The following is a 19,473-nucleotide window of genomic DNA, read 5'->3' on the forward strand; positions in this document are numbered from 1 at the left end:
CTCGTCTGCGTCGTCTTTCTAATGCATGTGCGCAGCGCACTTGTCGCCATCATCATGCTTCCCGTTGGCGTATTAATGGCTTTCGCCGCGATGAAGGCGCTGGGAATTGGCTCCAACATTATGAGTTTGGGCGGCATCGCCATCGCCATCGGCGCGATGGTGGACGCCGCCATCGTTATGATTGAGAACGCGCATAAGCATCTAGAGCGCGCACCGCCCAATAAGCGGCGCGTCGAGATTATAATCGACGCTGCGACCGAGGTTGGCCCCGCACTGTTCTTCAGCCTGTTGATCATTACGGTTTCGTTCCTGCCGATCTTCACGCTCGAAGCGCAAGAGGGACGTTTATTCAGTCCGCTCGCCTTCACTAAGACGTTCGCCATGGCGGCGTCGGCGCTCCTTTCCGTGACGCTCGTGCCGGCGCTGATGGTCGTCTTCGTGCGCGGAAAAATCGTTCCCGAGGCGAGGAACCCCATTAATCGCGCGCTCATTTGGCTCTATCGGCCCATCATACGTTTGGTGCTCAAAGCGAAGGTCGCCACGATTCTGCTGGCGCTCGGCGCGCTGGCGCTGACCATCATTCCGGCGCGGCAGCTCGGAGCCGAATTCATGCCCACTCTCAATGAGGGCGCGCTCCTTTATATGCCGACGACGCTGCCCGGGCTCTCGGTCACCAAGGCCGCCGAGCTCCTGCAAAGGCAGGACCGTATCATCAAAGCCTTCCCCGAGGTTGAATCGGCCTATGGCAAGGCCGGGCGCGCCTCAACTGCGACCGATCCGGCGCCGCTCGAAATGTCCGAGACCGTCATCCAATTGAAGTCTAAGGATCAGTGGCGTTCTGGAATAACCATCGACAAGCTCATTGCGGAAATGGATGCGGCGCTGCAATTCCCCGGCGTGTCGAACGCCTGGACCATGCCGATCCGAAACAGGATCGACATGCTGGCGACGGGGATCAGAACGCCGATCGGCGTCAAGATTTTCGGCCGCGATCTATCGCAAATGGAGGGGCTGGCGCGTCAAGTCGAGTCGGTCCTGAAGCGCGTGCCCGGAACTTCGAGCGCCTACGCCGAACGCGTCATCGGCGGCTATTATCTCGATATTGTTCCCGACCGCGCGATGCTCGCGCGCTACGGACTCATGATCGGCGACTTGCAAGAGGTTATCGCGACGGCTCTTGGCGGCGAGACCATAACCACGACCGTCGAGGGGCGTGAACGCTATGGCGTCACTATGCGCTATCCGCGCGACTTTCGTTCTGATCCGAGGGCGATCGCCAGCGAAGTGCTCATCGCCATGCCGGGCGGTGGGACGGTTCCGCTCGGCGAGGTGGCGAGGGTCGAACTCGTTCGTGGTCCAACTTCGATCCGCACCGAAAACGGTCAGCTTGCGGTCTATATTTTCGTCGATATTCGGGACCGCGATCTTGGCGGCTATGTCACGGAAGCGCGCAAATCAGTCACAGAAGCGATCGAGTTCCCACCCGGCTCTTATGTCACCTGGAGCGGCCAATTCGAATATCTGGAGCGGGCCGACGCGCGCATGCGGATCGTCGTGCCCCTGACGCTGCTCGTCATTTTCCTGCTGCTCTATCTGAACTTCCGCCGCTTGACCGAGACATTGATTGTCATGCTGTCGCTGCCCTTCGCGCTGGTCGGCGGCGTGTGGCTGATGTGGTGGTTGAACTTCAACATGTCCGTCGCGGTGGCGGTGGGATTCATCGCGCTCGCCGGCGTGGCCGCCGAAACCGGCGTCGTCATGTTGATTTATCTCGATCAAGCGATGCGCGAAATCAGGACTGCACGTAACGTCTCGCGCGCTGCTTTCACGAGAGCTGATTTGCATGAGGCGATCATGCTCGGCGCTGTCGAACGCGTGCGGCCGAAGATGATGACGGTTGTCGCGATCATGGCGGGGCTTGTGCCGATCCTCTGGAGCACGGGCGCAGGATCAGAAGTTATGCAGCGTATCGCCGTTCCGATGATTGGCGGCATGGTGTCTTCGACGGCTCTGACGCTCATTGTCATTCCGGCGATCTATGCGCTGATCAAGGGGTTTGGCCTGTCTCAAATAGGAGAGGTCAAACAGGAGTTGGAAGGAACTATCCACGCAGCTCCATAATGTAATGACAACAATCTTCAGAGGAGGAACACCAATGCTTAGACTCCCCATCGCCTTAGCGGCGATGCTGTCCTTATCCGTTCCCGCGATGGCGCAAGGCATGGACGAGCACGACCCGCAGATTCACGGAATGGTCCCCGGCGGCCATGGCCGGCACATGCATCGTGATTGGAGCACCCCCGGTCAACACAGACATAATGTGTGCTGGCACCTCCATCATGGAAGATGGGTGTGGGTCTGTCGCTGACGGAGAGAGCTTCGTAATTGAACGCATATTCAATGCGAAGCTGACGTACGGTAATTGTCGTCGACAATAATGGAACGGTCCGACTATCGATTTGCTGTCGGACCGTGTTCCTTAGGTAACCGCGCGAGCAACGACGATCGACCTTGCGCAAGGGACGCCTAGATCAATTGCGATGCCGCTTCTGACGGCGCAAGGAAGGATGAACCGCGTGGCCCAGGAGCATCGGAATGATCACGCCTCGCATGAGGGATCGGAGCCGGCCGGCGCCGGCGGCGCAACCGAGGATGCGGCTGAACGCGAGACACACGCGTCGAACGTCATCTACACATGCCCAATGCACCCGCAGATTCGTCAGATCGGACCCGGAAATTGTCCGATCTGCGGCATGACGCTCGAGCCGCTGGTCGCTTCAAATGAAGCCCAACCGAACGCCGAACTCATCGACATGACTAGGCGGTTCTGGATCGGGCTGGCGTTGGCGACGCCGGTCCTCGTCTTGGAGATGGGCGGCCATTTATTCAATCTGCATCATTTGCTAGCGCCGCAGGCGTCGAACTGGCTGCAGCTCATTTTGGCGACCCCGGTCGTGCTCTGGGCTGGCTGGCCGTTTTTTGTTCGAGGCGCGCAGTCGCTCGTGACACGCAATCTGAATATGTTCACGCTCATTGCCATGGGAACTGGCGTCGCCTGGATTTACAGCGTCGCCGCAACATTCGCGCCGTCTCTTTTTCCACCTGCATTTCGTAACATCGACGGCTCTGTCCCGATCTATTTCGAGGCGGCGGCGGTGATCACCGTCCTCGTTCTGCTTGGACAAGTTTTTGAATTGCGCGCACGGGAACAGACCGGCGGCGCCATACGCGCGCTCCTCGATCTCGCGCCAAAATTGGCGACTCGGATTAACGCTGACGGATCCGACGAAGAAATTGTGCTGGATCTTGTGAAGGTCGGCGAGCGCCTGCGCGTCCGTCCAGGAGAAAAGGTTCCTGTGGACGGCGAACTCATCGAGGGCCGCAGTTCGGTCGATGAGTCCATGGTCACCGGCGAATCAATGCCGGTGACCAAGACTGCAGGCGACAACGTCATTGGCGGCACGCTCAATCAGACTGGCGGCTTTGTGATGCGCGCCGAGAAGGTTGGCCACGACACCGTGCTCTCAAGGATTGTCGAGATGGTCGCTTCCGCGCAACGAAGCCGCGCGCCAATACAACGCCTCGCCGATCAAGTGGCGGGATGGTTCGTGCCCGTCGTCATTCTCGTCGCCGTTCTAGCATTTCTTGCCTGGGCGATGTGGGGACCGGAACCACGTATGACTTTTGGGCTAGTTGCAGCCGTTTCCGTCCTCATCATCGCCTGCCCCTGCGCGCTCGGTCTTGCGACGCCGATGTCGATCATGGTCGGCGTGGGACGCGGCGCGCAGTCGGGCGTGCTGATAAAAAGCGCCGAGGCGCTGGAGCGCTTGGAAAAAATAGACACGCTGGTGGTGGACAAGACCGGGACGCTCACCGAAGGCAAGCCGCGCGTCACGGCCATCCGCGTCGTTGCGGGCATTGCAGAGAACGATCTATTGGCGACGGCGGCGAGTCTTGAACGCGGCAGCGAGCATCCGCTGGCGTTGGCGATCGTTCAGGCCGCAGCCGAGCGCGGGCTCGCGCTCAAGGGCGCGACGGATTTCGATTCCCCCGTGGGCAAGGGCGTCATCGGCCGGGTCGAAGGCAAAGCGGTCGCGATCGGCAATCGTCGATATCTCGTGGAGCTCGGCGTCGATGCGACGCCGCTCGATAGCGACGCTGAACGCCTGCGGGAAGACGGCGCGACAGCGATCTTCGTGGCGATCAACGGAATGATTGCTGGCGTCATTGCCATTGCGGATCCGATTAAACCGACGACGGAAGGCGCGCTGCAATCGCTGCGCGAAGATGGCGTCGCTGTCGTGATGCTCACCGGCGACAACTGGACAACGGCGCGCGCGGTCGCCAAGCGCTTGGGGATCGGCGAGATCGAAGCTGAGATCCTGCCCGAGGATAAGAGCAAAGTCGTGACCCGCTTGCGCGAGGCGGGTCGAATCGTCGCCATGGCGGGAGACGGCGTGAATGACGCCCCCGCCTTGGCCGCGGCCGATGTCGGCATCGCCATGGGTGCCGGCGCCGATGTCGCGATCGAGAGCGCGGGAGTGACTTTGTTGAAGGGCGATCTCCGGGGCATTATGCGTGGCAGACGCCTCTCCAAGATGACGATGCGCAACATCCGCGAGAATCTATTCTTTGCGTTCATTTATAATGTCGCGGGCGTGCCCATTGCGGCCGGCGCGCTCTATCCGACCTTCGGGCTACTCTTATCGCCGACGATCGCCGCCGCGGCGATGGCGCTGTCATCAGTCAGCGTCGTCATCAATTCTCTGCGACTGAGGCAAGCGGAGATCCAACCAAAGGCCAAAATTGAGATGCCGCCATATTCGACCTAAGCAGAAGGCTATGGGTTGTCCGGCGCAATGAGCCTGGCCTTGCCGACTTCCGGCGCGTAGCCGAAGGTCTGCAAATGGCGGATACTGTTGAAAAACTCGATTGTTGCCGGGCGCCACGGGTCGTGATTCACTTTTCCTGCTAATTTGCAGGAGAAGCGGCGATGATGGGAGCTCAGACAGCAGCCGCTCGGTTTTTTTATGATTTCTGCCTCGACGATCATGTGCCGAAGGACCATCAATTGCGCGGGATCGATCGGCATCTCGATCTCGAAGGCGTTCGCGCCGCGTTAAAGCCCTTCTACAGCAGCACTGGCCGCCCTTCAGTCGATCCGGAGCTGATGATCCGCATGCTTCTTGTCGGCTATTGCCTGGGCATTCGGTAGGAACGCCGCCTGTGCGAGGAAGTGCATCTCAATCTCGCCTATCGCTGGTTCTGCCGCCTCGGCCTGGACGGCAAAGTCCCAGACCATTCGACGTTTTCCAAGAACCGGCATGGCCGCTTTCGCGAGAGCGACATCTTGCGCCAGCTCTTTGAATCCATCGTCGAGCGTTGCATGGCGGAAGGGCTTGTCAGCGCTAACGGCTTCGCCGTCGATGCAAGTCTGATCGCTGCCGACGCCAACAAGCAGCGCTCAGTTCCGAGCAGCGACTGGGACCCCGGCGAAATCAAAGATGACGCGTGCCGCGCGGCGCGCGAATATCTTGCAACGCTCGATGACGCCGCGTTCGGCGCGGCTTCGCCCGTGACGCCGAAGTTCATCGCGCGGTCGGATCCCGCGGCGCAATGGACCGGCGCGCATAAAGGCCACGCGTTCTTCGCCTACGCGACCAATTATTTGATCGATACGGATCACGGCGTGATCGTCGATGTCGAAGCAACGCGCGCCGTCCGACAGGCCGAGGTCGGCGCTTCAAGAACGATGGTAGAGCGCACCGAAGAGCGCTTCGGCCTGAAGCCGGGTTATCTTGTCGCCGACACCGCATATGGCTCGGCGGATAATCTCGCCTGGCTCGTCAAGCAGAAGCGGATCACGCCGTACATTCCCGTTTTCGATAAGTCGACGCGAACCGACGGCACGTTCTCGCGTTCAGACTTCACGTTCGATCCCGAGGCCGACTGCTATATCTGCCCGGCTGAAAAAAAGCTGGTTCAGTTCCGGCGCGCCTACGCCACGCCGCGCACCGGCGTCGGGGCTGACGGCACGCGTCGTTACCGTGCGAGCAAGAAGGATTGTGACGTTTGCGAACTCAAAGCGAGATGTTGCCCGAACGCTGTGGCGCGGAAGATTCCACGCGATCTGGAGGAAGATTCCCGCGATGTCGCTCGGGCGCTTGCTGGAACGCCCGAATTTGAAACGGCCTGTCAGCGACGCAAAAAGGTGGAGATGCTGTTCGCCCATCTCAAACGCATATTGCGACTCGGGCGCTTGCGGCTACGGGGTCCATGTGGCGCAAAGGACGAGTTCCTGCTCGCCGCGACCGCGCAAAACTTGCGACGTCTCGCGCGGTTGAGACCCCCAGAGTTCGAAATGGCGGCATAAGCCGCACACTATGGCGGCGTTGCCGCCACCACGCCGAAGAACGCGCAGTCCAATGCCTGAAAAACACCTCCACGGAGGCCGACGGCCCTATCTCCCAGACTTTTTCAACGAAATCGGCGCATTACCGACACATCTACATCGTCTCGACCAGCGCCGCGTGGATCGCTCTTCGTCTTTTGGCGGCATATCCGGCTTGGCGCGTCGCCTGCGGCTTTTGGTTTTCTAGGCCCTCCAATGGGGAAGCCGTATCAAAAGACGAAAGCCGCTCGACCTTCGCCGTTTGTCTTTTGCTCATGGTGAGTAAAAGTATAGCGGTCAAGCTCAATCTTATTGAGACGCAGAAGCTCAGGTCAGTGAGTGCGTGCTTGAAGACATTTTTGTGATCAGTTCGTCGAACTTCTTAGTGTGCGCCAAATTAATGTGTGCCAAAATTTCATCGTGCAACTGCTTTAATAGCTTTGCGGAGTCGAATAGGTCTGCTTCTTTCGAGGCTGTTAATTTTTTGATTTCTTCCGACATAGCAAGCCTCCAATGTTGGGGCGCTGGAATCAGGCAAGCAGCCACATGGGGACCAATAAAATACAGATCAAATGGCAAATTAATGGCATTCTTTTTCACGGAGTCTCGCCATGCTCTCCAATAAAGCAGCGCGCGTCTTGGTCGCCATTATGCTACTAGGCATAACGCTGGCGCTAACCGTTGGCTCATGGCAACTGCTGATGCATCTAGAGCAACTCCACTAGTGCCACACCAGCGCGGGGGCATGTGCGACGGACTCCCTCGCCGATCACATGCGCCCACCGGGCGGATGAGCACAGCCAAACCTCGACTGTCTTTCGAACAGAGGCCAGCGCCGGGGCATGGGCGACTTGCTCACGAATCCACGGCGGGGGAATTTTGGTGCAACGCCAAGCTGCTTTACGTTCTCAAAACTTTGCGGCGTTAAGAAAAGGAGCGCCTGACGTTGCAGGATCATGCGACGCTCAATTTCTTAAGAAAATGCTACCGCCGGTACAGCCCCCGATCAGTTCCCAGAGCCTGCATCCCATCGAATGACGCGTCCACGGGGCGTTAGTATTGCAGGCGGCTTTTGACCCTGAGGAGCCATTCACAAAGCCCGGTTCATGGCCCGGGCGCGATGTAAAAATTCTCGCTCAAGACGCTCCTTTTAAGATCTCGTCGGCGGTCTTCCTCTGCTCCTTGCTCAGGGTCGCATAGAGCGGCTGTAGCGCCGCGTCCAGCACGCGCAAGGCCTCTAGCTCTTCGCTCAAGTGATCTTCCTTGATCTTGATTGACTCCGGTAAGCTGGCGGACATCATCGAGCGATTCTGCTCCTGCGCCATTCTGCAGCTCCGATACTGCTTTTCCTTATTCGCCCGGAAGACATTGGCGAAGACGTTCCACTGAGGCTCCTGCGCGGCTGTAATCCTGAGCTCCGTCTTTATGTAGGCGAGTTGACCTTCGACGCGCTCATAGGCGCGGCACATCATGGCCTGCCCCGCCGTCGCCGCGCCCCCTTGCCTGATCGCGCCGGGATCCTGCGCGCCGGCGGGGCTCAAAACGCTCAGTAGCGCCGCTGACGCGATTGCGAGTGTGCTTGATCTCATGATGCTTCCTCTTATGGGTCGGGCGTTACGCCCGCCGCCATTCCTGACCGCAACGATCTTTTGGCTGCTCACCAGAGTGGCACGCCGTAGGAGACGGCCGTCACAGGCGCATAGTCATAGGCCACGGACTCATAGCCATAGCCATAGACCGGGCCGACGCCGTAAACGTAAGGCGGCGGCGCATAGGCGAGCGGAACGTCAGAGCCATAGAGCGGATAAGGCACGCCGTAAAAGGGGCTTCCATAGAGCGGGTAGGAGAAGGCGCTCGTCAGCCCTAGGCCAAGCACAAGCCCGGCCAGGCCCAATCCCCAATCGTAACCGCCCCAGCCGCAGCAACCATAGCCGTCCCAGCCGTAGCCGCCCCACCCGTAGAGCGGATATGCGGCCCAGTAAAAGGGCGAGGCATAGTAGGGATACGCGAAGGCCACGGGCGAATATGGGGAATAGGCGCTCGCCAACCCGAGCCCGAGCCCGGCCACGCCCAGCCCCCAACCGTAACCCGGCCAACCATAGCCGCCCCAGCCATAGCCGGGCCAGCCATAGCCGCCCCAAGCGTATCCGGGCCAACCGTAACCTCCCCAGCCTCCGCCGTAACCTCCCCAGCCGGCGCTTCGTGCGAAAGCGCCGCCCGCCACAGCGCCCAAGCCGGGAATTCCACCAAAGCCGCGCGGGCTCGCAAAACCGCGCCCGCCGCCCAAACTAGGGATTCCACCAAAGCCGCGTTGGCCGCCAAAGCCGCGCCCGCCGCCAAAGCCAGGGATTCCGCCAAAGCCATGGCCCCCGCCGAAACCACGTCCGCCACCGAAGCCGGGCAATCCCCCAAAGCCGCCGCCAAACCCATGTCCGCCGCCGCCAAAGCCGCCATGCCCGCCGCCGCCAAAGCCGCCATGGCCGCCGCCGAAAGCGGGTACCAAAGCCCCATCCAACGCTAGCGAAAGCGCGACAAGTGCGACTACGAATAGCTTGAACGGCTAGAGCATGCGCCATCATTCCCGCTTGCCAGCGGTCCTGAATTGAATCTGGGCGAGACGTCGCGGCGGCCCGCCGCAGGGCGTCCCAGCCAGAGTTCTGTTTGTGTGAGGAATGAGCCTTTTCGTTGGCGTCATTCGCACAGAATATTTCTCGTCTTCATCTCGAAGCTGCTGATCGTGCGGCTACTGCGAAACCTCACCGGAAGTGTCGGCTCGGAAAAAGCTGGCAGATTTTGACGGACATCGTTTCGGCGTCCCGAGAAGGTCAGCAAATGGCGCATCGTTCCCATAAGCAGTCGGGTCACGCAAAGACCGGTTTGCCTCCCGATTCCGGACCTATGTTTTGAGGTCCGATGCGCGGGAACTTTCATGGCAGAAGATTCCAGAACGAACTTTTCTTGCCGTGCTTGCCGCGCATCCGCGCCACAAAAGCTTCGTGCGTTTCATGCTGTCCGAAATCCGGAATCGTAGGAGCAAGACCCGTGCATTCCTGAAAATGTCGCGCGGAGTGCTTGTATCGACTGGACCTGCCGTGATCGAGAGAGAATTCGATCATAGCGCGGAGCGCCAGCGTCGCAGCCAAGGGATGCTTGCCTGCCAGCACTTCCGCGACAGGCGTCAGAAGCTCATATCGATCGCCATCCAATTTTTCGGCGCGCGCGAGTACGAGCTTCGCTGCCCGATCCGGCGCTGGCCAGGCGGCGAGGAACGAGAGCGCCGCACTGAAAGGCTCGAAACTCTCTGCGAAATCGAGCGCGCGGCTTTCCGCCTCGACGTCGTCGAAGTCAGGCAGGCGCTTGAGATAGTCGCGCAAGTGACGCGCCGACAGAAATCGTTCGAAGCACGACCAGCGCGCCGCCTGCGCATCATCGCGGCGGTCGAGGTCGTCAAGCGCGGCGATGCGCGCGTCTTCCCACTCGAGTTCTGGCCAGCCGGCGCGCCTGTGTTCCGCCGCTTCGAGCGCCGTCAGCGCTTCCGCCGCGCGGCCGGCGGCAAGGAGCCGCCCGGAAATTTCGGCGGCGATGCGCGGGACCTTTCGGGTTTCTGGATCATATTGCGCGATGAAGGCGTCGACGTCGCCCAGCGCGTCGGCGATGTCTCGCAGCGCCCCCTCGATAACGCGGGCGGGGTGACGATCGGCGATTTCGTCTTCATAGATCGGACCGCTGGTCGCCCAACCGATTTTTCGGCGCTCCTGTTCGAGCGCCTTTCTGATCTGCTCCTTGGACAGGGCGACGAAGCGCTGCTTCAAATGTTGGAGACCTTCGTTGCCGAGCGCAGGACGCAGAGTTGCGATAATACCGTCGAATTCTCCGGAGTCATTGGCGATCAAAGCCTCAAATGCTCGATCGGCCAATTCTTGCGAGTCGCCTTCGGCGGCTTCGGCCAGCCGCCCGAGATCGCTCACGCCGTCGTGGAAGATTTCGATCACCGTTCCGCTGCTGTCATCGCAACGCGTGAACACCGAGGAGGAGAGCGCCATGAAACGCCACATGAGATCGAGCGCTTCTTTCGGATCGGCCTTTCCGACATGTTCGACAATCGCGCGTCGCTGCGTTTCAAGGTCCTCGACGAGCGCGCGGCGGTTCTGCCAGTCGACGAAGCTTCGAGAGCGAGAAATGGCGGTGAGCCGCTTGCGGATTTCGCGCGCTGCGTCGGCAGGGCTTTGCGCCCCCGCAAGGGCAAGTCGCAAGCGTCGTTTTGCGGCGGCGTCACCGCTGCTGATGTCGATCAGCAGTTCGGCCAGTCGCTTCGCGCCGAGCGCTTCCAGGTTTTGGGCGTTGAGGGTGTTTTTCGGCGCCATGTTGGATCGAAGCTCGCGTGACAGTGAACCCGCGGGAAAACGATTGCGTGAGAAGACGGCACGGTCGTTGATCGGTTACCGGGGTTCACAGCGAATACCAGGTGGCGCGCGCTTTGCCGCGCCGTTTTACACGTCCGTCCGCGACCAGCTCGCGCAGACGCACTTTTAGCGTATTCCGATTTGCGCCCGTGATGGATGCAAGTTGCGCGATGGTCAGGCGCTCGTTTGCCTGTAGAGCTTTGAGGACTTCGAGCGAAAGAGCTGGCAGATTGGCGTCGGCGCCCTCAGCAAGCCGTTCCTGCTCCAGCCTTGCCGCAAGACTGTCCTTCTGCCGCTTGAGGCAGCGCAGGAAGAATCCGACCCACGGCTCCCAATCCGGCGTTTCGTTCTCGAGCGTCGTCTGCGTACGACGGAGCGCCTTATAGTACAGGTCCTTGTTTTCCTCGATCACGCGCTCGAGCGAGGCATAGGGAACATAGGCGTAGCCCGCGCGCAGCAAGAGCAGCGTGGTGAGCACGCGCGAGAGCCGTCCGTTGGCGTCCTGAAAGGGGTGGATCGCGAGGAACGTCACGACGAAGACGGCGATGACGATAAGCGGATGCAGCGATTCTTCATCCAGCGCCTTTCGCGTCCAGGCGACGAGCGCCTCCATTTCCCGCGGAGTGTCGAAAGGCGCGGTCGTCTCGAACACGACCCCGATTTGCCGTCCATCGGCGTCAAACGCGACGACATTGTTCGACAGGGTCTTATAGGAGCCGCGATGGCGCGCATCCTTGTCGCTGTGACGCAGCAAAGTCTGATGCAGTTGGCGGACATGATTCTCGGTGAGGCGCATATCGACATGCGCCTCGAACACCAGATCCATCGCCTCGGCATATCCGGCGACTTCCTGCTCGTCTCGTGTGCTGAACGCCGTTATGGAAATGGCGCGCGAGAGCAGATCCTCCACCTCGGCGTCGGATAGCTTCGCCCCCTCAATGCGCGTCGAAGAGCCGACGCTTTCGATGGTTGCGACCTTGCGGAGCGCGCTGAGTCGGTCCGGCGAGAGCGTTTTGAGCGCCTCCCATCGGCCTTTGAACTCATCGATTTCCGCGATGAGCTTTACGAGGTCAGGACCGAATGCAAGCTTCGGGTCCCTCATTTGCATGCGCTCATATCCGATTGCATGCCCGATAATACCCGATTAGACCCGATTTCCTACGCGATTTTTCAAGCCGCTTTTGACGGGCGTTCTCGTCCAAAGAATGCGGCAGTCGGTATTCTGAAGAGATTGGCACGCTGTCGGCGTAGATTGTTTGCGGGCGCACTCTTCGGTCACCGCTGCAGGCTTCGCTTAAGGCTGCACGTCTTCGGTCCCCCTTGGGAGTCTGGCTTAGTCGTCATCGGGATGTGAGCTTTCCGAAGGGCCTGAGCTCCGCCGCGGCGTTCGCGCGGGAGGCAGTTTATTCATTCTCTTCGGCTTCGGCATTCCTAGAGGGCCGCCCGCCGGCCTGCGAGAGCAGCGATAGCGCCACAAGCGGCGCGCTTGCCGCAACCCTCCCCGCCGACTTCTTTCCCGTGCCCTGCGCTGGCGCTTCGGGCATTCCTCGCACCTCAAAGAAGTCGGCGGGAAGCGTCCTCCACTGCGTTGCGCCCTTTGGGTGCGCCGCGCGTCGCCCGCGGCTCGGGATCGCTGTCAGGCCGCGATCGGCGCGGCCTCAAGTGAAAGCGCCAAGCGATGAACGATGCATTTGCCTCCTTGCCCTTCGATACACGTGCGCCGGATCGTGACGTCCAGTCGCCCTCTCCTCATCTTCTCGATGAACTCGCCTTGCACGGCTATCGCCCGCTCGACGACGAACCAGATCCGCGTCCCCTACCCTCTTCTGACGCCGCATCGCTCGCACTCGAAGCCGCGGTCGAGGCCCTTTCCGGTCTCTTTCTCGACACCCGGCTCGAAGCCGATTTTCCCGATCTGCTCTGGTCCTTCGTCAATCTCTTTCATCGCAAGGTGGATCGGATCGACCGCGAGCTCGACGACAATGAAACCGCGCAGCGTCGCGCCCAGGCTGAACAGGACGGCTCGGAAATCCGCTCGGTCGAACTGGAGCGGTTGATCGCGCTAGGCCTGACGCTGACCGAACGGCGCAACGCCTTCGAATTCTTTCGCGACCATCTCGCCGAACTCTATGCCACAGAGACGGGGTCCGTCTGGCGTCCGCGCTCGGGCTCGAAGGTCAATCACCGCGCGCTGACGGCGGCGTTAATCGACAGCCGAGATTTCCTGAACGCCAAGAAGCTGGCCGAGACGCAAGTGCTCTTGCCGCCCGGCCCTCGTATCGCTTTCGCGGGCGGCGTCGATTGCAACGATCATCAGCGGATTTGGGACGCTCTCGACAAGGTCCATGCGAAACATCCCGACATGGTTCTTCTCCATGGCGGCGGCGCTAAGGGCGCCGAACGAATCGCATCCTGCTGGGCGGACAATCGTAAGGTTCAGCAAGTCGCCTTCAAACCGGACTGGAGCCGTCACAAGAATGCCGCGCCCTTCAAGCGTAATGACATGATGCTCGAAACATTGCCGATCGGTCTGATCGTCTTCCCCGGCTCCGGCATTGTCGAGAACCTCGGCGACAAAGCGCGCAAGATGGGCATCCCGGTGTGGCGGTTCAAATGAGTCGCCATCGGCTCTAGTTGACCGCGGTCAACATGACACGCCTGCGCTATCTCCGATGGCCAGCAGCGCGTTAATCATTCGTTAACCCAATTTTTCTTGCAGGTAGTCGGAGAATCGGGCCTACTTGCCACGCAAATCACCCGTAGGTTTGATCTTAAACCGTAACTACGAGCCTGATCCGTGGCATCTCAACCCGCCATCCAGCCGCCGCCGCTTTCCGAGATTCACAAGGTGATCGCGGGCGATGCGCAACAATTGTCGGCAAAACTGCTGGCGCACCGCAAGAAGCTGTTTCCGCCGGAAGCGCGCAAGACCCTGCGTCGGTTCTCTTCCGGGGAAGCGGCCAAGCTGATCGGCATCAACGATGGCTATCTTCGGCAACTCTCGTTGGATTCCAAGGGGCCGCAGCCCGAGACCAGCCCGACCGGCCGGCGTTCCTATTCGTTCGAAGATATTCAGGCGCTACGCGTCTTTCTTGACGAAGGCGGCAAGGCGGGACGGCGGTATTTGCCGCGCCGGGGCAAGGGCGAGCACCTTCAGGTGATATCCGTCGCCAATTTCAAGGGTGGTTCAGGCAAGACGACGACGGCGGCGCATCTGGCGCAATACCTCGCGCTGCAGGGCTATCGCGTTCTGGCGATCGACCTCGACCCGCAAGCGAGCTTGTCTGCCCTGCACGGCTATCAGCCTGAGTTTGATATTGGCGAGAACGAAACATTGTACGGCGCGATCCGCTACGATGGCGCGCGCCGCGAGCTTAAGGAAATTATCCGGCGGACTTATTTCCCGGGGCTCGACATTATTCCCGGCAACATCGAACTCATGGAGTTCGAGCATGAGAGCCCGAAGGCCCTAGCGGAAAAAAAACAGGGGGACGCCCTCTTCTTCGCGCGCGTCGCGCAAGCGCTTGGAACTGTGGCGGACGACTATGATGTGGTCGTTCTCGATTGCCCGCCGCAACTTGGATTTCTCACCCTATCCGCGCTTTGCGCGGCGACAGCCGTCCTGATCACCGTACATCCGCAGATGCTCGACCTCATGTCGATGTGTCAGTTTTTGATCATGACCTCGGACCTTCTGTCTGTTGTGGCCAAGGCCGGCGGCAACATGGAGTATGACTGGATGCGTTACCTGGTGACGCGATTTGAGCCCACCGACGGACCGCAGACCCAAATGGTCGCGTTCATGCGCTCGATTTTTGGCGAGCGGGTGCTGACGTCGTCGATGGTGAAGAGCACTGCAATTTCCGATGCAGGCATCACGAAACAAACGCTCTACGAAGTATCGCGAGAGCAGTTCACGCGCGCCACATATGACCGTGCGATTGAAGCGCTGGGCGCGGTGAACGGAGAAATCGAGGGGCTAATCCGAACGGCTTGGGGGAGGTAGGGATGGCGCGCAAAAACCTCCTGCTGGGCTTGGACGAGGAGGAGTTGACCGCGGTCAACTCCGAGAATGGGCCCGCCCCCCGCCCGCCGCCGACACTCGGAACCAGGGGGGCGGTCGGCGCTATGGGTCGCTCTTTGGAGCGGATTTCTGCGGATATCGACGCGGCGAAGGCCCTCGAACAACGGCTGCTTTCCGGCGCGAACGTCGTCGAAATCGACGCATCGCTTGTCGACGCCTCATTCGTCACGGATCGTCTCGATGAAAGCGAAGCGGACTGCACGTCGTTGCTCTCGTCCATTCGCACTCACGGGCAGCAGGTTCCGATACTCGTTCGACCTCACCCGGAGGTCTCGGGGCGCTACCAGATCGCCTACGGCCATCGGCGCTTGCGCGCGCTGCGAGAATTGGGGCAGCGCGTAAAAGCGGTCGTTCGCAGTCTGAGCGATGACGAGCTCGTCATCGCACAAGGGCAAGAGAACAGTGCTCGTCGCGATCTCTCCTTTATCGAACGCGCCTCCTTCTCGGTGTCGCTTGAAGATCGCGGATTTGGCCGCGAAACAATCATGGCCGCTCTAGCCGTCGACAAGACGGAATTGTCGCGGCTGATTTCCTGTCGCAAGGCATTGCCGGACGAACTCGTGAAGGCAATCGGGGCTGCTCCCAAAGCGGGCCGGCGCCGTTGGATGGACCTTGCAGAGCATCTCAAGGCGCCGCGGGCGAGCAAGTTGTGGGCGCGCATTTGTTGCGAAGCGGAATTTGCGCAGCTCGACTCAGATTCGAGGTTCGCTGCCGTCTTCTCGGCGCTTGCCACCAAGAACTCGCCGGCGAAAACTACCTCGTGGATCGACCATGAGGGACGAAAGATCGCGCGGGTCGACGAAGATTCGGGATGGCTGCGCATCAACGTCGACAAGTCGGTGGACGCCGAGTTCGGCGCATACGTCGTGGCCCAACTGCCGGCCCTGCTTAAGGCGTTTCAGGTGGCTCAGCGCGACGATTAGTTTTGTTGCGAGCAAAGCGCGCACGCGCACGCTCGTCGAGTAACGAGTTAGGCGTTTCGTCAACAAAGATAGAGGTTACGACAAAAGAAAAAGGCCCCCGAAACATCGCCCGGAAGCCCTTCTCATAGTTCGCACCTAGAGAATCACACTTCCGCGAATCGCTGTCAAGAGTCGGCGCCGTTTCGGCGAGCAGATTTCTTTTGCCTGAACGAGGCAAAAGCATATGCGCACACATTCAACGACGCCCTTTGGGCGGCGACCGTTGTCGCTTGCCATGGTGGCGGCGCAAGCGACGACGCGGGATTTCGCGGCAAAACCTGACGCCTCCGAGACCGTCGTTCATAAATGGCGGCTGTTTCGCGCCCTGACGGAAGCCAAGGGCCCGCTCGGCGTCACCGACCGGGCGCTCTCGGTACTGCACGCCTTGCTGAGCTTCCACCAGGAAACGGCGCTGACGCTGCCGGAGGGCGACGGCGGGGATGGGGAAGGTGATTCGCCCGCGCCCGGGATCGTGGTGTTTCCGTCGAACCGGGAACTCTCGATCCGCGCCCATGGCATGGCGCCGGCGACGCTGCGCCGGCATCTCGCGTCGCTGGTCGAGGCGGGACTGATCATTCGGCGGGACTCGCCGAACGGGAAACGTTTCGCGCGGCGGGGGCAAGGCGGCGAGATTGCGGAAGCCTTCGGCTTCGATCTGGCGCCACTCATCGCGCGCGCGGCCGAGATCGAAAACCTCGCCGAAGAAGTGCGCGTCGAGAACCGCGCCATCGCTCTGTTGCGCGAGAAGATCACGCTGCTTCGACGCGACATCGCCAAGATGATCGAGACCGGCATGGAGGAGGGCGTTCGCTTCGCGCCGCTGACGATTGATGGGCGGGAGGTCCGCGAGTGGGAGTGCCTGTACCAGCGTTCCCAAGCCCTCTCGGCGCGTTATTCGCGCAGTCTCGGTCGAAGCGCGCTGGCCGCTTTGGCGGCCAAACTGGCGGCCTTCGCAGCCGAAATCCAGAATCTATTGGAAGCACACGTAAAACAGCAAAAAAGAAGCGCCAATGAGTCCCAGACTGAGCGGCATATACAGAATCAAATCACAAACATTCCTGATCTTGAACCTAGCCTTCGAAAAGGCAGGGCCGAACCGCCCGGGTCAATGCCAGAATATCCCGAGGCCGAAAGGGTAGGGGGCACCGAAGCTGAGGCGCCCGGTTCGGGACTCGGGGAACGGCAACCATCACCGACGCGAACCTTCCCGCTCGGCATGGTGCTGCAAGCTTGTCCCGACATCGTCGATTACGGCAAAAACGGCGAGATTGCCCGCTGGCGCGATCTCATCGACGCGGCGGCGATCGTCAGGTCGGCGCTAGGCGTCTCGCCTGACGCCTGGAAACAGGCGCTCGACGTTTTGGGCGAGCATGACGCCGCGATCGTCATCGCCGCGATCCTGCAGCGGGGTGAGGAAATCAAATCCGCCGGCGGCTATCTGCGGGTGCTGACCGGAAAGGCGCGGGAAGGGGAGTTTTCGCTCGGCCCGGTGCTGATGGCGCTGCTGCGCGGCAAGGCGGCGAAAGCGGCGCGGGAACGCAAGAAGGCGGGATAATTGGAATTCCGGCGTGGGTTTCATTGCCATGGATTTGGCGATTATCGTTGACCATCGAGGGAGCGCGGACGCGATGACCGATACAACGACCCAACTCGCCATCCTTTCCGACGCCCTGGTCAAAATCATCGACCTTGTTCCGTTGGCGGATTCGGGGAATGCGGCGCCGGCTGATCTCCTAAGCCGGGCAGGGGACATCGCCGCGCAGGCGCTGATGGCCGCCGCCACCTACGGTGCGTTACCGCCATTCGCGGATTCTCAATCAGCCGAAGAAAATGGCTCGTGAACGGCGTCGTTACAGCCCCGCCGCTTTGGTGAGATTGACCCGGAACCTGTCGCGTTTTCGCTGGTAGCGACGCGTCATTTCGGCGCTGGCATGGCCGAGGTGCTTTTGCACATGCGCCTCCTCGATCTGCGCCGACGAGGCGAGGCCGGCGCGCAGCGAATGGCCGCCAAAGGCGAGGCGTCTTTCGCCCTCGGTCAGATCGCTGCGAATGCCGGCGGCAAGTGCGGTTTTCTGCACCAGCCGGGCGACATGTTTATCGGTCAGCCGCTCAGGGGAAACGCCGCCATTCTTGCGCGCAATTGGGCGGAAGAGGGGCCCCTGGCTGATCCGGCCGAGACGCATCCAGGTCTCCAGCAGGGCGACGGGGCAGGTTTCCGGACGCGCGCCGCGGCCGACTTCGACCTCGCGCCAGCCGGTCTTGCCGTTGATGGTCAGCAGCAGGCCGCCCTCGCCCGTGTCTTCAGGCACGTCCAATTTCGGATCGCCTTGCACCTCCTCAGACTCGCTTTCGGGCCGCCTTGCGGGTCGGAAAATCTCGATCCAGCCGGTTCCGTCCTCGCTCTGATCGGGCCCGCAATCGAGACCGACGATTTCCGAGCGGCGCAGGCCGCCGGCGAAGCCGATCGCCAAAATGGCGCGGTCGCGCAGGCCGCGCAGATCCATCTCGAGCGTCGCCAGCATAGCGATGAGTTCGTCGGCGAAGATGGCTTCCTTTTGGACCGGCGGTCGGCCATGGGCGCGGCGAATGCCAGCGAGCACCGTGGAAATATGCCGATCGGATGTGTCGAGCGGTTCGCCGCGCTGGCGATAACGCCAGCAAATGCCGGCCAGCCGGCGCTCCAGCGTCGAAACGCTCAGCGGCGCGCGACTGCGCTCGCTGTCCACACAAGCGGCCAAATAAAGGCCGACCGTCTGCGGCTCCGGGGGCAGGGGATCGAGGCCCTGCCGGCGCAGCCAGGCGGCGAACTGCCGCCAATCTGACTCATAGGCGCGTCTTGTATTGTCGGAGCGGGCGTTGCGGGCGTAATCGCGGGCTTTTTCGGAGAGCGCGGCGAGATGCGGGGAGGGGGCGCGCGCGGCGAGCGGGGCCCCGCCGCTGGCGAGATCATCATCGATCTTGGTCATACGCGTCCTCATTTTGGCTTGTTTGAGGCCTGGCGTTGTTTGGGGCGCAAAAATACGACGCCTCGGCAGGCTCTGGGCGCCCGAATTCGGATCCGCGCGCCCGGAACTCCGGGCCTGTCGAATCATGTCCGATAAGCCCACATTATCGGACATGAAGGAGGAAAGACAAGCGCGGCGGAATTTGGCTGACATCAGCAAACAAAGCGCCGCCAGTACTTGCCGCTGGACCCGTTCCGCGCCTACGATTCCGCGCATGTTGGAAAGCGATTCGCCCCACCCGTTGAGCCTTGAACCCGTGGCGATGGCGCGCCCGCGGCGCGTCGTGCGAAGCCGTCCTCTAAACCCGTCGCGCCCCCCAAATCTTCCGGAAATCCAGCCGCTTCCGCGTTGGGCGAGGCTCAACGGCGGCGACAGAAACGCGATGTTTCTCGCCGGCGCCGGCATCGCCCATCTCGATCAGATTTTGCGCGCCGGCGCCGATGTTTCGCGCGCCGGCGATAGAGCCGTCGATGTTTCGAGCGCCGGCTTAGGGACTGGCGCCGATATATCGAGCGCCAGCAGCGACTCAGTCGATGTTTCTAATGCCGGCAAAAACTTCGGCGTCGAGCCGGTTTTTTCGGGCGCGCTGCGCCAGCGCCTGGCGCTCACGGCCGCCGCGGCCTGCGCG

At 61.1% G+C, this 19,473-nt stretch carries 16 protein-coding genes and 1 pseudogene; 10 read left to right on the plus strand and 7 right to left on the minus strand.

The window, feature by feature from the left end:
- The 3 genes from IYY11_RS01045 to IYY11_RS01055 all read left to right on the plus strand — a co-directional run.
- The coding region (locus IYY11_RS01045; RefSeq protein WP_196402408.1) for an efflux RND transporter permease subunit at positions 1-2,121 on the plus strand (2,121 nt) is incomplete at its 5' end.
- A 34-nt stretch (positions 2,122-2,155) separates the two neighbouring features.
- Positions 2,156-2,368, plus strand: coding sequence for a hypothetical protein (locus IYY11_RS01050; RefSeq protein WP_154454066.1), 213 nt, complete (start codon positions 2,156-2,158; stop codon positions 2,366-2,368).
- Positions 2,369-2,567: 199 nt separating this feature from the next.
- A complete protein-coding gene (locus tag IYY11_RS01055) occupies positions 2,568-4,832 on the plus strand; it encodes a copper-translocating P-type ATPase (protein WP_246695849.1) in 2,265 nt (754 codons plus the stop codon).
- A gap of 8 nt (positions 4,833-4,840) precedes the next feature.
- Here the strand turns inward: IYY11_RS01055 and IYY11_RS01060 are convergent, their stop codons facing one another.
- A complete protein-coding gene (locus tag IYY11_RS01060) occupies positions 4,841-5,092 on the minus strand; it encodes a hypothetical protein (RefSeq protein WP_195838315.1) in 252 nt (83 codons plus the stop codon).
- On the opposite strand from IYY11_RS01060, the pseudogene IYY11_RS01065 reads away from it, so the two are divergent.
- A pseudogene (locus IYY11_RS01065) lies at positions 4,994-6,373 on the plus strand (IS1182 family transposase). The gene IYY11_RS01060 and the pseudogene IYY11_RS01065 overlap by 99 nt on opposite strands.
- Before the next feature lie 345 nt (positions 6,374-6,718).
- Here the strand turns inward: IYY11_RS01065 and IYY11_RS01070 are convergent.
- The 5 genes from IYY11_RS01070 to IYY11_RS01090 form a co-directional block, all read right to left on the minus strand.
- Positions 6,719-6,991, minus strand: coding sequence for a hypothetical protein (locus IYY11_RS01070; RefSeq protein ID WP_154454068.1), 273 nt, complete (start codon positions 6,989-6,991; stop codon positions 6,719-6,721).
- A gap of 536 nt (positions 6,992-7,527) precedes the next feature.
- Positions 7,528-7,980, minus strand: a complete 453-nt coding sequence (locus tag IYY11_RS01075) for a Spy/CpxP family protein refolding chaperone (RefSeq protein ID WP_154454069.1) — start codon at positions 7,978-7,980, stop codon at positions 7,528-7,530.
- Between the two features lie 68 nt (positions 7,981-8,048).
- Complete coding sequence (locus IYY11_RS23395) at positions 8,049-8,894, minus strand: hypothetical protein (protein ID WP_196391675.1); 846 nt, start codon at positions 8,892-8,894, stop codon at positions 8,049-8,051.
- A gap of 424 nt (positions 8,895-9,318) precedes the next feature.
- Positions 9,319-10,755, minus strand: a complete 1,437-nt coding sequence (locus IYY11_RS01085; RefSeq protein ID WP_196391674.1) for a DUF6880 family protein — start codon at positions 10,753-10,755, stop codon at positions 9,319-9,321.
- An 85-nt stretch (positions 10,756-10,840) separates the two neighbouring features.
- The gene (locus tag IYY11_RS01090) at positions 10,841-11,902 is read right to left on the minus strand and encodes a Fic family protein (protein WP_246716519.1); all 1,062 of its coding nucleotides are present in this window, start codon (positions 11,900-11,902) and stop codon (positions 10,841-10,843) included.
- A gap of 570 nt (positions 11,903-12,472) precedes the next feature.
- Here IYY11_RS01090 and IYY11_RS01095 point away from each other — a divergent pair.
- The 5 genes from IYY11_RS01095 to IYY11_RS01115 all read left to right on the plus strand — a co-directional run bounded on the left by IYY11_RS01095 (position 12,473) and on the right by IYY11_RS01115 (position 17,681).
- Positions 12,473-13,411, plus strand: coding sequence for a DUF2493 domain-containing protein (locus tag IYY11_RS01095; RefSeq protein WP_154454073.1), 939 nt, complete (start codon positions 12,473-12,475; stop codon positions 13,409-13,411).
- A 222-nt stretch (positions 13,412-13,633) separates the two neighbouring features.
- Positions 13,634-14,800, plus strand: a complete 1,167-nt coding sequence (gene repA / locus IYY11_RS01100; protein WP_154454089.1) for a plasmid partitioning protein RepA — start codon at positions 13,634-13,636, stop codon at positions 14,798-14,800.
- A gap of 2 nt (positions 14,801-14,802) precedes the next feature.
- Complete coding sequence (gene repB / locus IYY11_RS01105; RefSeq protein WP_154454074.1) at positions 14,803-15,801, plus strand: plasmid partitioning protein RepB; 999 nt, start codon at positions 14,803-14,805, stop codon at positions 15,799-15,801.
- 223 nt (positions 15,802-16,024) lie between these two features.
- A complete protein-coding gene (gene repC / locus IYY11_RS01110) occupies positions 16,025-17,395 on the plus strand; it encodes a plasmid replication protein RepC (protein WP_154454075.1) in 1,371 nt (456 codons plus the stop codon).
- 13 nt (positions 17,396-17,408) lie between these two features.
- Entirely contained in the window at positions 17,409-17,681 is a 273-nt protein-coding gene (locus tag IYY11_RS01115) for a hypothetical protein (RefSeq protein WP_154454076.1), read from the plus strand.
- Between the two features lie 9 nt (positions 17,682-17,690).
- Here IYY11_RS01115 and IYY11_RS01120 read toward each other — a convergent pair whose 3' ends face one another.
- Positions 17,691-18,806 (minus strand): tyrosine-type recombinase/integrase, encoded by a 1,116-nt coding sequence (locus tag IYY11_RS01120; protein WP_154454077.1) that lies wholly within the window; start codon positions 18,804-18,806, stop codon positions 17,691-17,693.
- 253 nt (positions 18,807-19,059) lie between these two features.
- Here IYY11_RS01120 and IYY11_RS01125 point away from each other — a divergent pair.
- The coding region (locus IYY11_RS01125; protein ID WP_196402409.1) for a DUF1403 family protein at positions 19,060-19,473 on the plus strand (414 nt) is incomplete at its 3' end.

The sequence above is a fragment of the Methylocystis sp. H62 genome, assembly GCF_015709515.1.
Classification (GTDB): Bacteria; Pseudomonadota; Alphaproteobacteria; order Rhizobiales; family Beijerinckiaceae; genus Methylocystis.